General features: G+C 56.7%; 19 protein-coding genes and 2 pseudogenes. 14 read left to right on the top strand and 7 right to left on the bottom strand.

The genetic code is table 11. The annotated features are described in order from the left end of the window. Positions 1 to 102: 102 nt before the first annotated feature. Positions 103 to 1,121 (top strand): annotated as a pseudogene (locus tag CAter10_RS12315) (bile acid:sodium symporter family protein). Positions 1,122 to 1,169: 48 nt separating this feature from the next. Here the strand turns inward: CAter10_RS12315 and CAter10_RS12310 are convergent. From CAter10_RS12310 to CAter10_RS12300, 3 genes are all read right to left on the bottom strand, one after another. Further along, positions 1,170 to 2,219: an NADP(H)-dependent aldo-keto reductase gene (locus CAter10_RS12310; protein WP_061533634.1), complete on the bottom strand. Its 1,050-nt coding sequence runs from the start codon at positions 2,217 to 2,219 to the stop codon at positions 1,170 to 1,172. 179 nt (positions 2,220 to 2,398) lie between these two features. After that, positions 2,399 to 3,700 (bottom strand): MFS transporter, encoded by a 1,302-nt coding sequence (locus CAter10_RS12305; protein WP_061533633.1) that lies wholly within the window; start codon positions 3,698 to 3,700, stop codon positions 2,399 to 2,401. Between the two features lie 110 nt (positions 3,701 to 3,810). Further along, positions 3,811 to 5,400 (bottom strand): ABC transporter substrate-binding protein, encoded by a 1,590-nt coding sequence (locus CAter10_RS12300; protein ID WP_061533632.1) that lies wholly within the window; start codon positions 5,398 to 5,400, stop codon positions 3,811 to 3,813. Positions 5,401 to 5,861: 461 nt separating this feature from the next. Here CAter10_RS12300 and CAter10_RS12295 point away from each other — a divergent pair, with 461 nt between their 5' ends. The 12 genes from CAter10_RS12295 (at position 5,862) to CAter10_RS12245 (ending at position 17,833) form a co-directional block, all read left to right on the top strand. Further along, a complete protein-coding gene (locus CAter10_RS12295; RefSeq protein WP_014005790.1) occupies positions 5,862 to 6,065 on the top strand; it encodes a cold-shock protein in 204 nt (67 codons plus the stop codon). A 432-nt stretch (positions 6,066 to 6,497) separates the two neighbouring features. Then, entirely contained in the window at positions 6,498 to 7,661 is a 1,164-nt protein-coding gene (locus CAter10_RS12290) for an ABC transporter substrate-binding protein (protein WP_061533631.1), read from the top strand. Between the two features lie 229 nt (positions 7,662 to 7,890). Next, entirely contained in the window at positions 7,891 to 8,781 is an 891-nt protein-coding gene (locus CAter10_RS12285; protein ID WP_061533630.1) for a branched-chain amino acid ABC transporter permease, read from the top strand. A 2-nt stretch (positions 8,782 to 8,783) separates the two neighbouring features. Then, positions 8,784 to 10,769 (top strand): branched-chain amino acid ABC transporter ATP-binding protein/permease, encoded by a 1,986-nt coding sequence (locus CAter10_RS12280; RefSeq protein ID WP_061533629.1) that lies wholly within the window; start codon positions 8,784 to 8,786, stop codon positions 10,767 to 10,769. Position 10,770: 1 nt separating this feature from the next. Next, positions 10,771 to 11,496: an ABC transporter ATP-binding protein gene (locus CAter10_RS12275; protein ID WP_061533628.1), complete on the top strand. Its 726-nt coding sequence runs from the start codon at positions 10,771 to 10,773 to the stop codon at positions 11,494 to 11,496. 358 nt (positions 11,497 to 11,854) lie between these two features. Beyond that, the gene (locus CAter10_RS12270; RefSeq protein WP_197467124.1) at positions 11,855 to 12,670 is read left to right on the top strand and encodes an N-acyl amino acid synthase FeeM domain-containing protein; all 816 of its coding nucleotides are present in this window, start codon (positions 11,855 to 11,857) and stop codon (positions 12,668 to 12,670) included. Positions 12,671 to 12,836: 166 nt separating this feature from the next. Next, positions 12,837 to 15,779 (top strand): putative bifunctional diguanylate cyclase/phosphodiesterase, encoded by a 2,943-nt coding sequence (locus tag CAter10_RS12265; RefSeq protein ID WP_061533627.1) that lies wholly within the window; start codon positions 12,837 to 12,839, stop codon positions 15,777 to 15,779. A 44-nt stretch (positions 15,780 to 15,823) separates the two neighbouring features. Continuing rightward, positions 15,824 to 16,423: a LysE/ArgO family amino acid transporter gene (locus tag CAter10_RS12260; protein WP_061533626.1), complete on the top strand. Its 600-nt coding sequence runs from the start codon at positions 15,824 to 15,826 to the stop codon at positions 16,421 to 16,423. Between the two features lie 116 nt (positions 16,424 to 16,539). After that, entirely contained in the window at positions 16,540 to 16,851 is a 312-nt protein-coding gene (locus CAter10_RS12255; protein WP_061533625.1) for a Dabb family protein, read from the top strand. 62 nt (positions 16,852 to 16,913) lie between these two features. Further along, complete coding sequence (locus tag CAter10_RS24305) at positions 16,914 to 17,135, top strand: PaaI family thioesterase (protein WP_335340149.1); 222 nt, start codon at positions 16,914 to 16,916, stop codon at positions 17,133 to 17,135. A gap of 8 nt (positions 17,136 to 17,143) precedes the next feature. Next, positions 17,144 to 17,341, top strand: a complete 198-nt coding sequence (locus CAter10_RS24300) for a PaaI family thioesterase (RefSeq protein WP_335340147.1) — start codon at positions 17,144 to 17,146, stop codon at positions 17,339 to 17,341. Between the two features lie 66 nt (positions 17,342 to 17,407). Beyond that, positions 17,408 to 17,833: a GNAT family N-acetyltransferase gene (locus CAter10_RS12245; protein WP_061533624.1), complete on the top strand. Its 426-nt coding sequence runs from the start codon at positions 17,408 to 17,410 to the stop codon at positions 17,831 to 17,833. Positions 17,834 to 17,876: 43 nt separating this feature from the next. Here the strand turns inward: CAter10_RS12245 and CAter10_RS12240 are convergent, their stop codons facing one another. From CAter10_RS12240 to ygfZ, 4 genes are all read right to left on the bottom strand, one after another. Then, a complete protein-coding gene (locus tag CAter10_RS12240; protein WP_061533623.1) occupies positions 17,877 to 19,304 on the bottom strand; it encodes a CoA transferase in 1,428 nt (475 codons plus the stop codon). 81 nt (positions 19,305 to 19,385) lie between these two features. Then, complete coding sequence (locus CAter10_RS12235; protein ID WP_061533622.1) at positions 19,386 to 20,120, bottom strand: NRDE family protein; 735 nt, start codon at positions 20,118 to 20,120, stop codon at positions 19,386 to 19,388. Further along, positions 20,111 to 20,404 (bottom strand): DUF4936 family protein, encoded by a 294-nt coding sequence (locus tag CAter10_RS12230; protein WP_061533621.1) that lies wholly within the window; start codon positions 20,402 to 20,404, stop codon positions 20,111 to 20,113. The genes CAter10_RS12235 and CAter10_RS12230 overlap by 10 nt, the downstream gene beginning before the upstream one ends. A gap of 7 nt (positions 20,405 to 20,411) precedes the next feature. Beyond that, entirely contained in the window at positions 20,412 to 21,455 is a 1,044-nt protein-coding gene (gene ygfZ / locus CAter10_RS12225; protein ID WP_061533620.1) for a CAF17-like 4Fe-4S cluster assembly/insertion protein YgfZ, read from the bottom strand. 179 nt (positions 21,456 to 21,634) lie between these two features. Here ygfZ and mltG point away from each other — a divergent pair. Beyond that, a pseudogene (gene mltG, locus CAter10_RS12220) lies at positions 21,635 to 22,557 on the top strand (endolytic transglycosylase MltG). The last annotated feature ends 16 nt before the right edge of the window (positions 22,558 to 22,573 follow it).

The raw sequence follows: 22,573 nt of genomic DNA, 5'->3' as shown, positions 1-22,573 counted from the left end.
ACAATTCGTCGATACTTGCGCGGTTCGTGCGTAAAATGCGAGTTGTTGCCCCGTCTACATCCGGGCCTCGCTTCTCCAACCATTGCTCACGCCCCCTTAATCATGGCTCGCCCGCGCTTTTTGCCTGACAACTTTACGTTGTTGCTGGTTACAACCGTTCTCATCGCCAGTCTTCTGCCCTGCAAAGGCCAGGTTGCTGTTTCTTTCAATCTGATCACGACGCTTGCCATCGGACTTTTGTTTTTCCTGCATGGCGCAAAGTTGTCGCGGGAAGCGGTGGTGCAGGGGCCTTGCATTGGCGTCTGCACCTGACAGTGCTGCTGGCGACGTTCGCGCTGTTTCCGCTGCTTGGGCTGGTGCTCAAACCGGTCTTGCTGCCACTGGTGACGCCGGACCTCTATCTTGGCATCCTGTTCTTGTGTACGCTGCCGTCAACCGTGCAGTCGTCGATTGCCTTCACTTCGGTGGCGCGCGGCAACGTGCCGGCGGCGGTCTGCAGTGCTTCGGCGTTGAATCTGATCGGCATCTTCCTGACGCCGCTGCTGGTCGGCTTGGTGGTGGTTGCGCACGGCCAGAGCCACGGTTCGTTCGATTCCATCATGAATATTGTGTTGCAGCTGCTGGTGCCGTTTGTCGCGGGCCAGATCGCGCGGCGCTGGATCAGCACCTGGCTCGACAAACACAAGGTAATTCTCAAGGTAGTCGATCAGGGCTCTATCCTGTTAGTGGTCTACACGGCGTTCAGCGAGGCGGTTGTGCAAGGACTATGGCAACAATTGCCGCTTCTTTCCTTGCTAGGCCTGGTTGCGGTGGTGGCGTTGCTGCTGTTTGTGATGCTGACCATTGCAACGCTTGTCAGCCGCCGTCTTGGTTTCAATAAAGAGGACGAGATCACGATCGTGTTTTGCGGATCGAAGAAAAGCCTGGCAAGCGGCGTGCCGATGGCCAAGGTGCTGTTCGCCGGACACACCGTCGGCATGGTTGTGCTGCCGCTGATGTTGTTCCATCAAATACAGCTGATGGTCTGTGCGGTGTTGGCGAAGCGTTATGCCGATCGTCCGGTCGAAATATTGCCAGCCGGGCCACGCTCGGTCTGGAGTGACGTCAGTCCTGAGGATTGATGCGTCGCCGCCTTCTCCCAATGGAGAAAGGCGACGTTCAACTTGTCCTTAAGGCGCTGGATTCGGCTGGCGCTGATGGATCGCTTCGATTTCGTGCAGGATTTCCTCATCCAGTGTGAGGTTCACGCTGTCGAGGTTGCTTTGCAATTGCTGCAGCGTGGTCGCACCGATGATGTTGCTGGTCAAGAAGCCGCGGCTATTGACGAAGGCTAGCGCCATCTGCGCCGGATCCAATCCATGCTTGCGCGCCAGCGCGACGTAATCGCCGATCACGCGGTTGACTTGTGGATTGGTGTAACGGCTAAATCGTTCGAACAAAGTCAGGCGACCATCTGCAGGCTTTGCGCCATCCAGGTATTTTCCAGACAGTACGCCGAATGCCAGCGGTGAATAAGCCAGCAGGCCAACTTGCTCGCGGTAGGAAAATTCCGAGTGGCCAATTTCAAAAGTGCGGTTGAGCAGGCTGTATGGATTCTGGATGCTGACTACGCGCGGCAGGTCGAATTTCTCCGAAGCGCGCAGGAACTGGGCAATGCCCCACGGCGTTTCATTTGAAATGCCGATATGGCGGACTTTGCCGGCCTTGATGAAATCTGCCAGGATGGTCAGCGTCTCTTCAATCGGCACCGTATCTTCGTCGGCGATGTGGCTGTAATTTTGCATGCCGAAACAATTGACGCTGCGGTCCGGCCAATGCAATTGGTACAAGTCGACGTAATCCGTTTGCAGGCGTTCGAGGCTGCCATGCAGTGCTTCAGTCAAACCTTTACGATCGAAATTGTTGATGCCGCCGCGCACATGGCGCGGATTGTGCGGTTTACGCGCCGGTCCGGTGGCCTTGGTGGCGATCAGCACCTGATCGCGTTTGCCGGATTTCTTTAGCCAACTGCCGACGTAACGTTCGGTCGATCCCTGCGTCTCGGCGCGCGGGGGCACCGGGTACATTTCAGCGGTATCGATCAGGTTGACACCATGTGCCAGCGCCAGGTCGATTTGCGCATGCGCTTCTGTCTCAGTATTTTGTTCGCCCCAGGTCATGGTGCCCAGTGTGATCAGGCTGACCTTGAGATTGCTCTGTCCGAGTTCACGATATTGCATTGTTACTTCCTTTGCGGCGGGCTTTAAGATAAATGATGATTTGACGACATCGGCCGCCGGTCCGCAACATTCTGCAACCTGCGCCGAGGCGGCTGGTCATTGGGGCAAGCTGTTGGGTCTTGAAGTATAGCTGGAACGCCGTGATGCTGCAGGCCACGAGGCGCCCGCAGCATCGTCGCTCAGGTAGTTCCAGAGGTTCCTGGCGCGGCCGCAGATGATGAGGACGACGCTGGATTGATTGCGGTTGCCGGATTGACCAGCCGATCGAGGCCGAACAGGGCAGGAAACAGGCGTATCCAAAGCAGCACCACAACCACCGTGCCGACACCGCCCAGCAGCACCGCGTGCACCGGCCCAAGCCAGGCCGCGGTGACGCCGGATTCAAATTCTCCCAACTGGTTGGAGGTGCCGATGAAAACCGAATTGACGGCGCTGACTCGGCCACGCATGTGATCCGGCGTTTCCAGTTGTACGAATGAAGAGCGGACAACAACGCTGATCATGTCGGAAGCGCCGAGCACCGCCAATGTCGCCAGCGACAGCACGAACGAACGTGACAACGCAAACACAATGGTCGCCAGGCCAAAGATTGCAACCGCAGTGAACATGGTACGGCCGACTTTCCTGCTGAGCGGTCGGCGCGCCAGCAGAATCGCCATCGAGAGTGCGCCGACGGCAGGTGCCGAACGCAGCAGGCCGAGTCCCAGCGGGCCGGTTGCCAGGATGTCGTGCGCATAGATCGGCAGCAGTGCGGTGGCGCCGCCCAGTAATACGGCGAACAGATCGAGTGAAATTGCACCGAGGATTGCTGGCCGGCTCTTGATGAAAGCGATCCCGGCCAGCAACGAACTAAGGGTAGCTGGTTCGCGCCGCGGCAATACGCTCTCGATACGGATCAACGCCACTAGCAGGCTAGCGGTGATGAACAGGACGCTGCTGCTGGTGTAGACCGCGCTTGGCCCCAGTACGTAAATAAAGCCGCCCAGCGCCGGACCGATAATCACTGCAGTTTGCGTGGCCGAGGCTGACCAGGCCACGGCGCGCGGCAGCAGGCGCGCCGGCACCAAGCCGGGCACCAACGCCTGCAAGGTCGGTGATTCGAAGGCACGCGTCGCGCCTATGATAAATACGATGCCAAAAATGGCTTCCTTGGTCAGCCAACCGTTATAACTGCCGATGGCCAGCGCCGCGGCGGCCAAACCTTCGATGAACAGGCAGATACGGGCAATTTTGCGGCGATCGTAGCGATCCGCGACATGACCGACCACCAGCGCCAGGAACAAGGCGGGAAGGAACTGCACCAAGCCCACCATACCGAGGTCGAACGCACTGTGCGTGATTTGATAGACCTGCCAGCCGACGGCGACGATCTGCATCTGGTTGGCGATGGTCGAGGCAACGCGGGCACCCCAGAACAGGGTGAACGGACGGTGGCGCAAGACGGATTCGGATTCGATGCTGGACGGTGCAGGGGCAGTCATTGGACAGAGCTTGATGAGGCGTAATTGGGGGCGAGCAGGCCAAGGACATAGAATATGCCTTTCCAACAAAAAAGCCGCTATCTTCAGCGGCTTTTTTGTTGCGGTTTGTATTACTCAGGGTGGAATTGGAATGCAAAGGTGAATTCATCAGTACGTGGCGTGTACTTCAGGCCTTTGCGCAAAGCCCAGGTCGCGTACTGATGATACAACGGAATCAGCGCGTAATCATTGAGGGCGGTGGTGGCGCCCTGACGCGCGAAATCCTCACGTTGTTTCTGGTCGACCGACGCCAGCGACGACTGAATCAGCTGATCCAGTTTCGGATTAGTGTACTTGCCCCAGTTCCACGAACCCCAACCGGTGTCAGGATTGGTGGTGCCAAGTAACGTGCGCAAGCCGAAGTCGCCTGCCAGCGTACCCCAGCCCAGCAGCGCCGCGCTATATTCGCCGGCTCGTGCCTTGCCGAAATAGACTGCCAGCGGCAACGTCTCGACCTTGGCCTGGATGCCAACCCGGTTCAGGAATTGGGCGACAGTCTGCACCACGCGTTCATCGTTGATGTAGCGGTTGTTGGGGCCGTGCAGCGTAATGCCGAAGCCGTTCGGATAACCGGCGGCGGCCAGCAGTTTCTTGGCGCCTTCAGGATCGTACTTTTCCACCTTCAAGGTGTCGGCATAGCCCAGGACGCCCGGTGCGACGATGTTTGAGGCAGGCACTGCCAAGCCTTCCAGCGTGCGCTCAACCAGCGCCTGACGGTTGATGGCCTTGGAAATCGCCTGCCGCACGCGGATATCTTTCAATGGATTCTTGTCGAGCGGCTTGCCGTTGCTGTCGGTGATATCCGGTGATTTGTCGCGCGCCTGGTCCAAGGTCCAGAAGATGGTGCGCCACGAAATCTTTTGCGCCAGCTTGAATTGCGGATTGGTCTTGAGTTTCGCGACATCCGCCGGCGGGACATTCTCGATGGCGTCGACTTCGCCTGCCAGCAGGGCTGCCAGGCGCGCACCGTCAGAAGTCAGGATGCGGAAAGTGACTTTATCCCAAGGTGATTTCTCGCCCCAGTAAGCATCGTTGCGCACCAGTTCAATACGGTCGCCGCGCTTGAAGCTGGAGAACTTGAATGGGCCGGTGCCGACCAGCGCCTTGCCGGTGTTGAAGTCGTCGGTAGTGGCGTTTTGTGCGGCTTTCTTGGAGACGATGAAAATCGTGCTGACATCCAGGGCCAGCGGTCCATAAGGCGTAGCGGTCTTGAGGTGGACTGTATACGGATCGACCACCTGCTTGCTGACGATCTGTTTGGTGTAGCTGGTGAACGGGCCAGGGCTGTTGGTCAGGGTGGCAGGGCGGTCTAGCGAAAACACCACGTCTTCAGCCGTCAGTTCCGAGCCGTCGCTGAATTTGACACCGTGGCGCAGCTTGAATTCCCAGGTCAGCGGATCGATGGCTTTCCAGGATGTGGCCAAGCCAGGAATCAGGTGGCCGTTGGCATCGACGTTGACTAATGCGTCGAACAGATGCGACGACAAGGAAATATTAGGGGCGATGTTGTTGAAATGCGGATCGAGCGTGGATACGTCGGCATACAAGCCGATCTTCAGGTCGGCGGCTTGGCTAGCCTGCATGCCGAGCGACAACGAAGCCAGGACGCTAAGGCTGGCAAAGGCGGCGTTGAGTATTTTCTTTTTGGAAAGGTGAAGCATGTGTTCTCCCAGTGTAAGGCTAAGCGGAGGGGCGGCGACGGGTGTCGCTGCAACGTCGGGTTGAAAAAGTCCTGGCTAATCGGCGCACGGAAGGTGCGCAACAAGCGGCTTGTGGCAAGGTTGGCAATAAGCGCGCAAAGAGCGAGGCAAGAAGCTATTCTAGGGCTGCGGATTTAATTATCAAAACACAATAATTGCCTTTTATTATGTGTTTTGGTTATATGAAAAATCCCGGCGGGCAATATATGTGTGAAAATAGGCGCCTATAATTCGACTAAATCCGGGATTCTTTCCATCGGCGCAACTTTTATTTGCATGGAAGTGTTTTATATGGATTTATCGAGTATAATGAGACCATCGTTTAAGATTCGAGCTAGTAGTGCAGTATTAGTCTGTCATTTCTTTCTTGCTTCAAACGATCTAACGGGCGACAGCCCAACTTAACTGAAATAGGAAATGTAATGGCAACTGGTATCGTAAAGTGGTTCAATGACTCGAAGGGTTTTGGTTTTATTACTCCTGACGAAGGCGGCGAAGATCTGTTCGCGCACTTCTCGGCAATCAATTCCAGCGGCTTCAAGTCGCTGCAAGAGAACCAACGCGTTTCGTTCGAAGTTACTGCTGGCCCAAAGGGCAAGCAAGCTTCCAACATTCAAGCTATCTAATATATAGCTAGCTGTACAAGCTTCAAAAAAATCCCCGGTTCGCCGGGGATTTTTTTTGTCCAAACCAATTGTATTGATTGCGTTGGACATGTGCCGTATCGGAGTTTCTCGTCAGGGTTTCCCTTCGAATCTGTTTTTATTGCGTGGTGGCCAGCCGTTTGATTGATGTCGATTTTGTCGTCCACGCGCCCTCAGACGTCATTCCCTATCCTCGCAAATGCTATGGAAACACCCGCCGGCCAATAGCTTCTATTGCGAAAGACTCGCTGCTGTCAGGAACCTGTAAGGGTGGCCTGAAATGCTGGGGATGTCTGTATATCAGACGGCAACAAATTTGCGGCAGGCGGGAACGCGTAGCGCGGTGCGAGGAGATGCTCTGGCATCGGAAGCTGGCGTCAATCAATAGAAAAAATACAGAGGAAAGAGGACGACATGAATTACACAACCAAAGCGTATGTGGCGGCTGCACTTGTTACCTTGTCATTGTCGACCGCTGCGATTGCGGCGGAGCCGATCAAGATCGGCGTCACAGGCCCTTTCACCGGCGGTTCCGCACCGATGGGCGTGTCAATGCGCGACGGCGTCAAGCTGGCGGTGGCTGACATCAACGCCAAGGGTGGCGTGTTGGGACGGCCGTTGCAACTGGTCGAACGCGACGACGAAGCCAAGAACGAACGCGGAGTACAGATCGCCCAGGAGCTGATCAACAAGGAAAAAGTGGTCGGCACTGTGGGCTTTATCAATACCGGTGTCGCGCTGGCGTCGCAGCGTTTCTATCAGGAAGCCAAGATTCCGGTGATGGACAATGTGGCCACCGGCAGCGTCGTCACCAAGCAGTTTGTAGCACCGGAATTCAAAGATAACTACGTATTCCGCAATGCCGCCAACGATACGATCCAGTCGGCGATGATCGTTGACGAAGCCGTCATCCGGCAAAAGCACACCAAGGTTGCGATTCTGGCCGATTCGACCAACTACGGCCAGCTCGGTCGTGAAGATCTGGAGCGCGCGCTCGGCACCAAGGGCATCAAACCGGTCGCCGTAGAAAAGTACAACCTGAAAGATGTCGACATGACTGCCCAGTTGCTGAAGGCGAAACAGGGCGGCGCGCAGGTGGTGCTGACGTACGGTATCGGTCCTGAACTGGCGCAAATTGCCAACGGCATGGAAAAACTCAACTGGAGAGTACCTATTATCGGCAGCTGGACATTGTCGATGGGTAATTTCATCGATAACGCCGGAAAAAATGGCGAAGGTGCGCGCATGCCGCAAACTTTCATCCAGGACCCCAATACACCTAAGCGCAAGGCTTTCATAGAAGCCTATCAAAAGGCCTATAAGATTGACCGCATTCCATCGCCGGTGTCGGCTGCTCAGGGCTACGATTCGATTTACCTGCTGGCCGCGGCAATCAAGCAGGCCGGCACGACCGACGGTGTCAAGGTGCGCGAAGCGCTGGAAAACCTCAGTACCACCGTTGATGGCGTTGTCACCAGCTATAACAAGCCTTACACCCACGACGACCACGAGGCAATCAAGCCGAATATGGTTGTGATTGGTGAAGTCAAGGGTGGCCGGGTGATATTGGCCAAGTGATCGGATAAGTCCGGCAGATCTCGAATGAAACCGTCGCGGCTGCAGGTTCAGCCCGAAACGGTTTCAACCACCTGCCGGAAATCCGTTATATCGATATTGCGATTGAGGCCAGCCCTCGCTACTTGCGGGCGGCTGGTCTTATCGCGTCAATCAGCATCGTTGCTTTTGCCATACTGCCTTTCGCAGTTTCCTGGCGGGCCCTCTTGGCGCAGTCTCTTGGATATTTATCATGGAAATTCTGCTGCAACTTGTCTTTAGCGGTATCGCGCTAGGCATGATCTATGCTGTCATCGCATTCGGTTACCAACTTACCTTTGCTACTTCCGGCACCCTCAATTTCGGTCAGGGCGAAGCCTTGATGCTTGGTGCGCTGGTCGGCCTCAGCCTGGTCGGCAACATCCACGGCGGCCCATATCTCAACTATTGGCTGATGATTCCGGTGGTGATCGTCTTCGGCGCACTGCAGGGCGTGGTGGTCGAGTGGATCGGCGTGCGGCCGGCGCTCAAGATCAAATCGGAGTTTGGCTGGATCATGTCGACCATTGCACTGGCGATCATTTTCAAAAACGTCGCGGAGAACATCTGGGGCAAGGATGATCTGACTTTCCCGACGCCTTTGTCGGCGACGCCATTCCAGGTATTGGGGGCCAATGTCCAGCCGATGCAGGTGGTGGTGGTGCTGGGAGCGCTGGCGATGATGCTGGCGGTTGAAATATTCAACCGCAAATCGATTTACGGCAAGGCCGTGGTGGCAACGTCGAATGACCGCGACGCCGCCGGTCTGATGGGCATCAATACCAGCATGGTCATTACATTCTCGTATGCGTTATCGTCGGCGACGGCGGCCTTTGCCGGTGTGCTGGTGGCGCCGTTGACGCTGACCGGCGCTACCATGGGCACCGCGCTCGGCTTGAAAGCCTTTGCCGTGGCGATCATCGGCGGTTTGACATCGGGCATGGGCGCCATCGTTGGCGGCCTGATCCTGGGTATCGCCGAAACACTGACTGGTTTCTATATCTCGACCGGTTACAAGGAAGTGCCGGGATTGCTGTTGCTGCTGCTGGTGCTGGCGATCAAACCGGCCGGCCTGTTCGGCAAGACAGCCATCAAGAAGGTGTGAATATGAATAAAAAATTATTCGCACTATCTGTCGTCGGCATCCTGTTATTGCTGCTGTTTCCGCAAGTGATTCCGAATCCGTATTACATCCATCTGGCCGAAACTATTCTGATCTATGCGATCCTCTTGTTCGGCCTGGATATCGTGGTCGGGTATACCGGGCAGGTGTCGCTGGGGCATGCAGGCCTGTTCGGCATCGGCTCATATACGACTGGCGTACTGGTGTTCAAACTGGGCTGGCCGTTTCTGATTGCGGCACCGGCCAGCCTCGTTGTGACGGCGATTTTCGGCGCCATCCTGGCATTGCCGGCATTGCGCGTGACTGGACCGTACCTGGCAATGGTCACTCTGGCGTTCGGCACTATCATCCAGATCCTGATTAATGAAATGACGTTCCTGACCGATGGTCCGATGGGAATCAAGCTCAACAAGCCGTCATTCTTTGGATACCAGCTGGGCGATGTCGGCTATTTCTACTTGGTTGCTGTGTTGATGGTGTTGTCGTTGATCGTGGTCCACCGGATACTGAAATCGCATCTCGGGCGCGCCTTCCAGGCCTTGCGTGACAGCCCGATTGCCTCCGATTGCATGGGGGTTTCCGTGTATCGCTACAAGGTGTATGCGTTCGTGATCAGTGCCGCGTTGGCTGGTTTGGCCGGGAGTTTGTATGCTTATTCGGAAGAATATATTTCGCCGAACACCTACAACTTCGAACTGACGATCCTGTTCTTGCTGGCGGTGATCATGGGTGGGCGTAAAAGCCGCATCGGCTCGCTGATCGGCGCCTTCATCGTCGTCATGCTGCCAAGCCTGCTGGCTGACATTGACCTGTTCCGCCAGATCGCTACCGTGGCAGCGGTGGTCGCTGTGCTTGCGACGGCTTTCCTGCTATGGAAAAAACGTCGCACGCCGCGCCAGGTGGCGGTGCCGTTGGCGGCAACCCTCGGCATGGCGATTTTTGCCTATCGGCTGGAAAACATTACCGATTGGCGGCTCACCATATTTGGCGTGATGACGCTGTTCGTCGTGTATTACCTGCAGGACGGCATCGTCGGTTTCGTGCGCGGTCTGTTCGGACAACGGGTGACAGCGGCATCGAAACAGGTGCCCAAAGCTGTCGTGGCCGGTCAAGAAAATACCTGGGCCGTGGCTGGCGGCAGCGGCGCGGTTGGCACTACGCTGCTGAGCGGAAAACAGATTCTGATGCAGTTTGGCGGGCTCAAAGCGCTCAATGAAGTCAATCTCGATATCGTCAAGGGTAGCGTGCATGGCCTGATCGGGCCGAACGGCTCGGGCAAGAGCACCATGATGAATGTGCTTACCGGTATCTACAAACCGACCTCAGGCAAGGTCGAGTTCAACGGTCGGACTATTTCCGGTACAACGCCGTCGGCGATTGCATTGGGCGGAGTGGCGCGTACCTTCCAGAACGTGCAGTTGTTTGGCGAAATGACGGCCACCGAAAACGTGCTGGTTGGCTTGCACCATACCTTCCGCAGCAATATGCTGGACGTGGTTTTCAACACGCCACGCTATCGCCGCGAGGAGCAAAGCGCCAGGGAGCGTGCGGCCAGTATCCTGCAATTTGTCGGGTTGACCGATCTGGCGACTGAAGAGGCCCGCAATCTGCCTTACGGCAAGCAGCGCCTGCTGGAAATCGGCCGTGCGCTTGGCCTCAATCCGGAACTGCTGTTGCTGGATGAGCCGGCGGCCGGCCTGACGGCGCCGGATATCAAGGAGCTGATTGCGATCATTCACAAGATCAGGCAGCACGGCATCACGATTATCCTGATTGAACATCATATGGACGTAGTGATGTCGATTTCCGATACGGTCACGGTGCTGGATTTCGGCCAGAAAATCGCTGAAGGCAGGCCCGCTGCGGTGCAAGTCGATCCGAAGGTCATCGAAGCCTATCTTGGCGGCAGCGCCGGAGAAGTGGCCGACGTCGACAGCATGCCATCCCCATCCAGCGCAGCGAGGTTATAAGATGCTTTCAATTTCCAATTTGCATGCGGCATATGGCAAGGTTGAGGTGCTGCACGGTATTTCGCTGGAGGTGCCGAAAGGCAAGGTAGTGACGCTGATCGGTTCCAATGGCGCCGGCAAGACCACTACCATGCGCGCCATTTCCGGAATGATCAAAGCCAAGGCTGGTAACGTGACTCTGGCTGGGGTCGACGTTACCGGCCTGGATTCGCACAAGATTGCACGCGCCGGACTGGCGCATTCGCCCGAGGGACGGCGCGTATTTGCGACGATGAGCGTGGTCGATAATCTGCTGCTTGGCGCCTTTCCGCGCTTTACCCGGTCGCGTCCGCGCGGCGACATCAAACTTGACCTGGAACGGGCGCTGGAATTGTTTCCGCGTTTGAAGGAGCGCCAGCATCAACTGGCCGGCACGCTCTCAGGTGGCGAGCAGCAGATGTTGGCCATGGCGCGCGCGGTCATGCTCAATCCGGAGGTGATCCTGCTGGACGAACCTTCAATGGGCTTGGCGCCGATCCTGGTGGAAGAAGTTTTCCGCATCATTTCGCGACTCAAGGCGGAAGGGGTGACAATGCTGCTGGTCGAGCAATTCGCCGCCGCAGCCTTGCACGTTGCCGATTATGGCTACGTGTTGGAGAACGGCCGAATTTCGGTCCATGGTCCGGCAGAAAAGCTGAAAAACGATCCTGCGGTCAAGGCAGCTTATCTGGGTGGTGGGCAGCACTGATCAATCTCGATTAACGAGTAGTTCTGCTGCTGCGGTTCACTGGCGACGAGCAGCAGCAGGCGGCACTCTTCTATGAAGTTGTTTTACCCGACGGGGTGACGGCGCATTGTAATTTGAGCGCTTGCCCGATGGTTGAGGGGACTACAGCATTAAACGGGGCATTTAGTTGTCTTGCATTCATTGTTTTTAGTGCTTAAAACAATCACCCCAACGTCGCTGATAGCCCTGTGTTTGTGAATGACAACGCTGAACGAGGTTTAGCTTATCCAGAGTGTCCGGAACGTGAGAATCTGGCAATACCGTAATGCAATGTATGCATAAAACGGTCAACCACACGTTCAACTTCGGAGCACTCCAAATGAAACTCGACCACGAAATCAATGAAATCCACGAAATAGCCGCGCCAGGCCAAATCGCCGAGGACAGCGTCATCAAGCCATCGGCGCCCATGCGGAAAACTGTTGTCAGGGCGCTGCCCGAGCAGCGTTTGCCGTTTACGATCAAGATAGTGAACGATGAGCAGGCGCTGCAGAAAGCGGTTGGCATCCGCTATGCCGCATATAACCGGCACCTGCCGAAATTAGCCGAAAATCTGATTCGATTCGAAGATGCCGATCTTGCCAAAGATACGATTGTGTTACTGGCGGAATCGAAACTCGATGGATCGCCATTGGGGACAATGCGCATTCAGACCAACCATTATCATCCGTTGGGGCTGGAGCAATCGGTGACACTGCCTGCTTGGCTGCAAGGCCAGCATCTGGCTGAGGCCACACGACTGGGCGTAGCGTCCGGCCAGGTCGGCAAGGTAGTCAAAACTTTGCTGTTCAAGGCATATTTTGAATACTGTGTTGAACATGGCATTGATTGGATGGTCATTACCGCGCGTTCTCCTCTGGATCGTCAATACGACGCACTGCTGTTCCAGGACGTGTTTTCCGGGCGCGAATTTATTCCGATGCGGCATGTAGGCAACCTGCCGCATCGGGTAATGGCTTTTGAAGTGGCGACGGCCAGGGAGCGTTGGGCCGCAGCATCCCATCCGCTGTTTGACTTGATGTTCGAGATGCGGCATCCGGATTTGACGCTCGATCAACCGCCCAATACGCTGGACGAAATCAAATCCTTGCTCAACAGTCGCATTGCCAGGGATGGTGGAATCGGGACGCGATAAATCGGTGGATTAAGCATCCGAACCGGCTGCTTTATCAAAGTCCTCACCGAGGGGGTACTATTGTTAAAAATAAATAATGTGTCTTTTTTTTACAGTACAGTAGAACCCTCTCACTCTGGATACGAAGTTTATGTGGTTATTTCACGCCGATACACCGAAAAGCCGTATGACTGCCCTCAAGTCTCAAGATTGGGCCGGCTTTTATTTTTCGGTTGTATTGGTGCCGGTAATGATCATTGTGCTGACCGTGGTTGCGTTCGCCACGCTCGATAGCCGCTTTGGGCATCGCAACCCCAGTCCGTCGTTATTTCATGCATTGAGTGATTCAGAGCAGCGCTTGCTGCCCGAGCAGGCATTTCAGCAGTTGGCTGACACGCCATTGCAGCCCTATCGCGACACGCAATTGTTGGAGACGCCATTCTGGTTTTCTTTCCAGGTGTCGCCGAATGATGGAAATGCGCAAACCGAAATTGAATTGCCGTCCCGGCATGCGCAGCAGGTAAGTTGCTGGGAAATGCCGGGCGCGCGCTTGCTGGGCGCCGGCACCCGCGATCTGCTGGAAGGGCAAATGCGGGCCGAAAAGACAGGGTTCGTCCTGATGCTGGGGCACCTCGCGGCTGCAACTAACGTGATTTGCAAAGGAACCTTCTCCGGACCGGCACGGATCTCGGTGCGCCAGTGGGAGAGCAAAGAGTTTGAACAGTCGCAAAACGAGTTTTATCGTGGCATCGGTTTGCTGGAAGGGGGCCTGCTGACGTTGACTTTGTTCGTGCTGGTAGCGGCATTGATCAACCGCGAATGGATGTACGTGTTGTTTGCAGTCTGGCTACTGGGTAATTTGCGCCTTGGCGCCAACGCCATGGGATGGGATGCCCATTGGCTTGTCTGGACCATTCCCAATCCGTGGCTGCCTTGGTTGCGGCAGTTCACTTTTGCCACGTATTACATTGTGACCTTTACTCTGTTTGGAAGATTGTTCCAGGCTGAGTTAAAACAGGTCGGATTCGCAATCCTGCAGGATATCCTGCGCTGGCTTGGCTTGATACTGTTGGGGGCGGCAGTGGTTTTGCCATACCGGCAGTTTCTGCCGATCCTGTGGGTCTGGACTGTCGTAGGGATTGTCATATTGGTGTTTTTGCTGGCCCGGATTGTTTGGTTGGCCCGTACGCGTGCGGTACTCTGGTATTGCGCCTCCATGTTCGTGGTGTTGTTTACGCGGGTGGAAGAAGTTTTTGCCGCAGCATTTGGCATCAAGACCCTGGATGAAGTGCCGAACAATGTCATCGCGGCGTTGTTATCGAGCTTGATGGCATCGTTTGCCTTTGCCGAACAAATGCGGGCAGGGAAGCGTGAACTGGCGATCGCGCAGGCCGAGTTGCGGACAACCTACGAGGTCACTCCAATCGGATTGTTTACGCTGGATGCGGATGGTCGGTTTGTGCGCACCAATCTTGCCCTGGAAAAAATCCTGGGAAGGGATGGCGCCGATCAGCAGCTAAAAAAATGGGACGATTATTTCCAGCCTGGAGCGCGCGACAAGCTGCTCAAGATTGTGTCCGGAACCGGTGGTAATGAAGCCGAATTGCGTGGGATTACCGGTCCTGACGGCAACGCCAGCTTCTATCTGGTCAGGGCGACCTTTGCCAACGGCCGGATCGAGGGTTCGTTGCAGGACATCACGGATCGTTCGCAGGCGGTAGAGCGACTACGCTTTCTTGCAGAACACGATCCGTTGACCGGTGTACTCAACCGACGTGGCATAGAGATCTTGCTGGAGCAGGCGATCGAGCGGCAATGCGTTGATCGGCCTTTAGCCCTGGCGTATCTCGATCTGGATCGTTTCAAACTGATCAACGACCTATTCGGACACCAATCCGGCGACGAAGTCTTGAAGCAGTTGTGCGATCGCGTTGAACAATCGCTGGATCGCAACGGCCATATCGGTCGCATCGGCGGCGACGAATTCATCATCCTGTTCCAGGACACCAAAATAGAGGATGCGACGGCGATATGCTCGGCCATCATCCGGAAGATCAGCTATCAGTCGTATCACATCGGCGCCCGCGCATTCCAGGTGAAGGGATCGATCGGATTGATCGAAGTGGATGGCAGCATGCGCGTGCAGGATGCCATTTCAGCGGCCGACCGAGCTTGCCGGGAAGCGAAGAAGGCGCATGACGAGCACGTCGTTGTGTATCACAAGAATGCGCCGGTATTCCTGGAGCGGCTGGAAGAACTCAGCCTGATCGAAAAGCTGGGCGGCGAATTCCTGCCGGCGGGCTTGTTTGTAGAGATGCAGCCGATCATGTCGCTGCGTGAGCCGGAAGAGTCGCTCAATTTCGAAGTGCTGTTGAGGCTGCGCGATGCCGACAACCGCGTAGTGCCGGCGACCAAGGTGGTCGCAGCGGCAGAAGAGAACGGCAATATCGGCGCGATTGACCGCTGGGTCATGTCGACGGTGCTGGATTGGCTGGCGAAAAACCAGTCTCAATTGACGCGGACAAAATTCGTTTGCGTCAATTTGAGCGGGGCTTCGCTCAACGACGAAAAATTCGTCCAGGACATTTTCACGATATTGCATCGCCATCCGCAGGTCGTGCCGTTGCTCTGTATCGAAATAACGGAAAGCGTCGCGTTGCACGATCTGGAGCATACCGGCCGCTTCATCGATCGTCTGCAGTCTCTCGGCGCCAAAGTCGCACTCGACGATTTTGGCGCCGGCTATACCTCTTTCACCTATCTGAAGAGCCTGTCGGCCGACGCCTTGAAAATTGACGGCGCGTTCATTCAAAGCATGAGTACGCATCCGGCAAATGAAGCGATCGTCGAAGCGATCGTCGAGCTGGCGCGTAACCTCGGCATGAAAAGTATTGCTGAATGGGTGGAGGATTGTGCGATGATCGAGGCCCTGGCGAAACTGGGAGTCGACTACGTGCAAGGTTATATCGTCGCCATGCCGCAATCGCCTGACGCCATATTGACCGCGCAGTCGGCCGCCAGTTTCATTACAGATCCGGCATTGCTGCGCTTCGTGGCGGACAGGCGTATTGGCGGGCCTGTCTGGGCGGCTGGCGAAGATGACGATTTCCCGTCATCGGGATTGCATTAATTCAACATGACGATAAGCGATACCGCATCTTTTTCAATGTATTCATGAACGCAGCAATTTCTGGTTTCTCTCTCGGCCTCTCGCTTATCCTTGCCATTGGCGCCCAAAATGCCTTTGTCCTCAAACAGGGGCTCAGGCGCGAGCATGTATTCCTGGTTTGTCTGACCTGCGCCGCATCCGACGCTATCCTGATACTGTTGGGCGTCATGGGTTTGTCGATTCTCATCGAGCGGGCGCCTTGGTTGACCACTGTCATGCGCTATGGTGGTGCGGCATTCCTGATTTTGTACGGCGTCAAAAGTTTCGTGGCAGCCTGGAAATCGACAGATGTGTTACTGCAATCCGAACATGTGAAGGCGGCGTTGCTGCCGACGCTGCTGACTTGTGCCGCATTGACCTGGCTCAATCCGCATGTCTATCTGGATACGGTGCTGTTGATCGGTTCGATATCAACCCAATTTCCCGGCGAAAGGACAATGTTTGCCGGTGGCGCCATGCTGGCGTCGTTTGTTTTCTTTTTCTCGCTCGGGTACGCGGCGAGCTGGCTGCGGCCGGTTTTCGCGCGGCCGATGTCGTGGCGTGTGCTGGAAGTTGTGGTTGGCATCACGATGTGGACGATTGCCTATAAATTACTGACCGAATAGATGCCTTTATGTCCATTAGCCTCGATACAATTGCTACATGCGGACGCAATGGCTGGTGATAAATGTAAAATGGCGGGCTGAATAGCCATTAACTACCTACCAGAGCGGAAATTCTTATGAGCGCTACCCTCAAACACATCGTATTGTGGAAACTGAAAGAGCAGGCGGAAGGCGCCGACAAGGCGACCAACGCACGGAAACTCAAGGCCCTGCTGGACAGCTGCGCCGAAATCGTACCTGGCATTCTGAAGTTCGAGGCAGTGATCGCACAGCCTGGCTTGGAAGCGACTTATGACGTTTTGCTGAATTCCGAATTTGTTTCCGTCGAAGCGTTGGATGCGTACCAGGTGCACCCAACCCACGTCGCGATCAAGCCGTTCGTCGCAGCAGTGCGCGAGGCACGCCAGTGCATGGATTATTTGAGCTGAATCGGTTCGATCACAATTTCCCCAGCCCCGCCTGACCACAATAATTTCGTTGATTGCCGCAGATGTTTCCTTCGCATATTTTTCCGATCGACAACCCTTTCCTGAGTCATCTCGGCGTCGAGTTCGTCTCGATGGGCGACGGCGCTGCCGAGTTAGCGCTGACTGTGCAGCCGCATCACATGAACAGCTGGCAAGTGACTCATGGCGGCGTGTCGATGACCATGCTGGATGTAGTCATGGCGCTGGCCGGCGTTCGCTGTACCCGCAAGCCGAAGCGGCGGTAACGGTCGAAATGAAAACCAGTTTCCTGCAACCGGCCGGGCAAAGCGGCGCGCGCCTGGTCGCCAAAGGCAAGGCATTCCATCAATCCACCACCATGTGTTTTTGCGATGCCGAGCTGTGGCACGGCGAGCACCTGGTGGCGAAAGCGATGGGTACATTCAAATACCTCCGGCATCAGCGCGCCGCCCTCAAGATCAAGCCGGGTTGACGCGGCATGCCTGCATGGCAGGTTACATAAATGAGTTAAATACGCGATAAATACACGAGTTAAACCATGACACTCCATCTGACGGTAGATAACTGGGCAGTACAGAAAGCCGACGCCCGCGCGGTACGCTTCGACGTATTCGTGATTGAACAGAAAATTCCGGTCGAGCTGGAATGGGATGATATGGATGAGCATTGCCTGCACGCAGTTGCCTACAACGAGGCCGGGCACGCCATCGGCACCGGGCGATTGCTGCCTGATGGTCATATTGGCCGCATGGCGGTCAGGGCCGCAGGTCGCGGCCAGGGAGTCGGCGCGGCGATCTTGCAGGCATTGATGGAAAAAGCGCGGCAACGCGGCGACACGGCCGTCGTACTCAATGCCCAAACCCAGGCCGAAGCTTTCTACAGCCGCCATGGTTTCAGCCGCGACGGCGATGAATTCTACGAAGCCGGGATTGCGCACATCTGCATGCGCCACGTATTTGGTTGATCGCGGGACTGCCCAGGCGGTGATCGGTTATGAATCTGCTCGCTTACCAGCTTGCGGCATCGGTTCCCAGAGGAACCGAAGGCCGCGCCCAGTAAGCCGGCGTTGCCGATAGGTGCGCAGCATGCGTGACGGCAGTCAGGCGGCCGAAACCCGAATCGCTGTGTTCCAGCAGATCCTGCACTTGTTCGAAACCGCTATCGGCGGTAGCCTGGCCATTTTCGATGCGGCCCAACTGGCGCAGCCAGTTCCCGGTTTGCGCCAGCGATACCCGTACATGCCAGCTGCCGCCTTCGGTTACCCGCCTTGCCAGCGCACTCATGGCGCCCGCCGCCATCAGGTAGCCGGCCGCGTGATCCAGCACCTGCATCGGCAGTGGTTTGGGTTGTTCGCTATGTGCTGCTTGCGCTTCTGCATGGTTGAAGCCGCTGGCGGTCTGCACCAGGGAATCGAAACCGCGCCGTCCGGCCCACGGACCGACATGGCCATAGGCCGATAGCGATACATAAATGATCCCAGGCCGTTTTTTTGCCGCCGCTGTCGGTCCGAAGCCCAAGGCATCCAATCCACCCGGGCGATAGCCTTGCACAAAGATGTCGGTCTCATGCAGCAGATGACTCAGCGTGCGGTGGTCGTCTGCCTGCCGCAAGTCAAGCTGGCAAGAGCGTTTGCCGCGTCCGGTGTCGATCACCAAGGGACCGATGGCCGGTAATTGCGGCGCCGTCACCAGCAGGACGTCGGCGCCGTGTGCCGCCAATGTGCGGCCGCAGACCGGTCCGGCGATGATGCGGGTCAGGTCGAGTACACGTACCCCATCCAGAGGGCGCTGCAACACTGCCGGGGGCAGGGTTTGCGGCGGCGCATCGCCGATTTTTTCGATACTCAGCAGCGGCAGGGTTTGTACCGCCTGGCCTTGCGGATGACGGTCCCACTCGTCGAATGAACGCATCGCGGTCACCACCAGCCCGGCGTTGGCGGCGGCATCTTCAAAATCTTCGGCTGCCCATTTTTGCAATGCCTGGCCGACGCTTGCGCGATCGTGTTCGCACTGCAGCAGTTTCAACACGCCATCGCGATGAAGCGGGAAATTGGTGTGCAGGCGTACCCAGCGGCCATCGCCGCAGCAGTAGGTGCCGGCGATCTTGTCCCAGATTTCGTCGCTGCTGGCGCCGTTGACGCGGAAGTAGCGTTCGCTGCGGAATTCGGCAGCGGCATGGCGCATGTCAACGCTGACCCGTTGGCGTACCTGGCTGCGCAAGTGCCACAGTTCAGCTGCCGCCAATCCCGCAGCGGCAATGCTGACCTGGGCAGCGGTGCCGACTGCAAATGATGAAGGCAAGACCGGATCACTGCCGCTCAGCGAGACCTGGGACAAGGCGGCATCTGCTTGTCCTAGCGCGTGCCAGACCTGTCGTAAGGCTTCGTGCGGATCAGGCGTTGTTTGCGCAGAATGCGGAATCGACGATGACGACATGCTTGGCTCTCCTGAAGGATCGGCTGCGCTGCCCGTATTGCTTGCGTGGATCTGTTAAATGCATCCAGTACCGCAAAGGCGTTACTGTGGCACGGGAACAATTCTTTCATGCAGCATGGCGCTGCCGTTGGCTTGGATCCTGACCAGGGTCGAAGCGCGGGTGCCGTAATCAGGCGATTCAATGAATACCGACGACAGCACGCGTTCGCGTTCGATGCCAACGCCAGTGGATGGCAGGCGGCAATCACCGGCGCGGGTCGTGTCGGTCAGCATTTCAAAGAAACAAGCGTCAGGAGCGCCCTGGCACAGCAGGCTGGCAAATTGCGCCTTGGTGCGTACCACCTTGGGCCAGCATACGTCCAGCAGAGCGTTCGAGATGCCGTAGATGCCTGGCGTCAACGGCTGGCCGTTGCGTGGGTCGGCTTCGCCTTTGTTCGAATACCAGATTAATTGCTTGCCGTCGCCGATCAGCAGGTTGAAGCCGTTGTAGTTGGCGGCATCCGACGAGATTTGGGCGACATATTCCGCCGCGCTCAATTTACTGCCGAGGAAATCCGCGACGAGTCTGCCGCGCGTCGGTGCGTCGCTGCGGCGTTCCGCCGGCGCTCGCACATTGGTAATGGCGGCAAAACGGCCGCTGCGGGTGATGCCGATCCAGGTGCCGCCATCTTGCAGGTCGCGGCCGGCGTAGATGTCAGGATGATCTTGCCACCAGCTGGCCGGAGCGCTGGGGCGCGCATAGAATTCATCGCGGTTGGCGGCGGCTATCAGCGGCGAGCCCGGAATCACTTGCCACGCAAAAACAATCAAGCACATGATGAAATATTCACAAAAAATTCAGTATGACGAGGACCATCGATAAACCTGGCGAGCCCATGCTGGGCTGCCGCTTGTTCAACAACTTGCGCAAAATCCGGCGGTACCGAAGCATACACTTCCATCCAGGTATGGCGATCATCTTCGGTCTCGGGCCGACGCTTGAGGGCGCTGACGATCCGGTGTTGCTGCGACAGGCCGGCTTGCATCGCCGCAGCGGCACTGTTGAATTGTTGGGCATTGCTGGCGGCCACCCGGTAATAGATATACAGATCGTTGCTCATGCTGCGCCTACGCCGGTTGCTCGCTTGCGGTGACATCGGTAATCACATATGGCAATGTTCCGACAGTCAGTTGCGGCCCATCCGCCGCACCGAGGTGGAAGCTGCCGCCATCTTCCAGCGCTGCCAGTTTGATTTCGACGAGGCAGACACTGTGGCTGGCGCTATCGGCCTCGGCGTTGACGATCATGCCGCACGGCTGTCCTGGATCGGCGCTGGAGAATACCTCGGTTGCAGCGGCAACATCCATAGCCGCCACGCGCGCCAGCACGGCACGGCGCTTCAATTTGCCTAGATACTGGCTGCGGGCGACGATTTCCTGCCCTGGATAGCAGCCTTTCTTGAAATTGACGCCGCCGATGACTTCAAAGTTGATCATTTGCGGCACGAACTGTTCTTGTGTCAGCGTAGTGATTTGCGGGACGCCAGCCAGGATTTCGGTCAGCCGCCAGCGCCGGGCGTCTGTCGCCGGCAGGTTCTGCGTCAGTTGCGGCCAGGCGGCGATGGCGATGTCGGGACTGGTGATCCATTGGTAACGCGGAGCACTTTCGGCATCGGCGAGGCGGATCAATGTGCCGTGGCTGTTGTCGATCTTGGCGTAGGGTTTAGTCGGTAACGCTGGGAACCATGGCGCCAGCGTCGCGGCCACGGCATTGCCGGCCAGGCCGAGTATGACCTGGCCGTCCGAGACATCCGCCAGTTTTGCTTTTGCGCGCATGACAAACATTTGCAAACGTTTCTGCAGCGTTGCCTGCAGGTTGCGCGGCAACTGCAGCAGGATGGTGTCGCCGGTTTTCCACATCAGGAAGGTTGCCAGCAGACGTCCCTTCGGAGAGCAATAGCCGGCCAGGCGGGCTTGCTCGACAGAAAGGCCTTGAACGTCATTGGTCAACTGCGTGTGCAGGAAGCTGGCCGCATCTTCTCCAGTCAGTGCAATCAGGCCGAGATCGGTCAAAGGCGCAACAAAAGACTGGCTCGCATCGAAAGGTGCGGGTGTACTAGGGAGCTGTTGTTGCTGCAGGAAATTCAGCCAGGTGCTTGTTATTTCATTCATAAATTGTGGGCAATCTCATTTCAGCGATTATCATATTGGGTTGATTATAGTGATGTCGCAAAAAAGGCGTTGGCCTTACCCCGGTTTTGCGAATCCACTGAACCCGTTTGGAGCGACCAGTCTTGTTTAAAAAACTATTGTTGAGCTTGATCCTGCTGGGTGGCGTGGCCGCCGGCGGCATGGTTTACTGGGCCAAACAGCCGGTTTTCGACGCGGGTCAGCCGCGTCCTTTTACGATCAAGCCTGGCAGCACCCTGGCCAGTTCCGTGCAACAAATTGCTGAAGCAGGCGTTGGCGTCAATCCCGAGTTACTGGAACTGCTGGCGCGCGCCACCGGTAAAGGCGGCAAGCTGAAAGCCGGCAGCTATGTATTGAAGCCAGGCGCCACACCGTTACGCCTGCTGACGCAACTGGTGCGCGGCGAATTTGCGCAAGAGTCGTTGACCGTGATCGAAGGCTGGACTTTCCGCCAGATGCGCCAGGCGATAGCGGCCCAAGCGTCGCTGAAGCACGATACGGCAGCGTTGTCCGATGCGGAGCTGCTGGCAAAGATTTCACCTGACTACAGCATGCCGGAAGGCCTGTTTTTCCCGGACACCTATCTGTTCGCCAAAGGCTCCAGCGATATGCAGGTATACAAGCAGGCGCATAGCCTGCTGCTCAAGCGCCTCAACCAGGCCTGGGAAGGGCGTGACGCCTCAGTGCCTTACAAGACCCATACGAAGCCTTGATCATGGCGTCCATCGTTGAAAAGGAGACGGGCCGCCGCGCTGATCGCAATACCATCGCTGGCGTGTTCGTCAACCGCCTGAAGATTGGCATGCTGCTGCAAACCGATCCGACGGTGATCTACGGCATGGGCGACCAATACCAAGGCGTCATTCGCAAGCGCGACCTGACTACCGATACGCCGTATAACACCTACACTCGCGCTGGCTTGCCGCCGACCCCGATTGCCCTGCCGGGGGCCGAGTCGATAGAGGCGGCCATGCATCCGGCGCAAACCGACGCGCTGTATTTTGTCGCCAAGGGCGATGGCAGCAGTCATTTTTCAAGCAGCCTGGATGAGCATAACCAGGCGGTAAATCAATATCAGCGATAGATCGGCCGATGATGGG

Origin of the sequence: Collimonas arenae (assembly GCF_001584165.1) — a bacterium.
GTDB classification, from domain to species: Bacteria; Pseudomonadota; Gammaproteobacteria; order Burkholderiales; family Burkholderiaceae_D; genus Collimonas; species Collimonas arenae.
The sequence above is the reverse complement of the archived record's forward strand: the minus strand, read 5'-3'. Positions and strand labels throughout refer to the sequence as shown.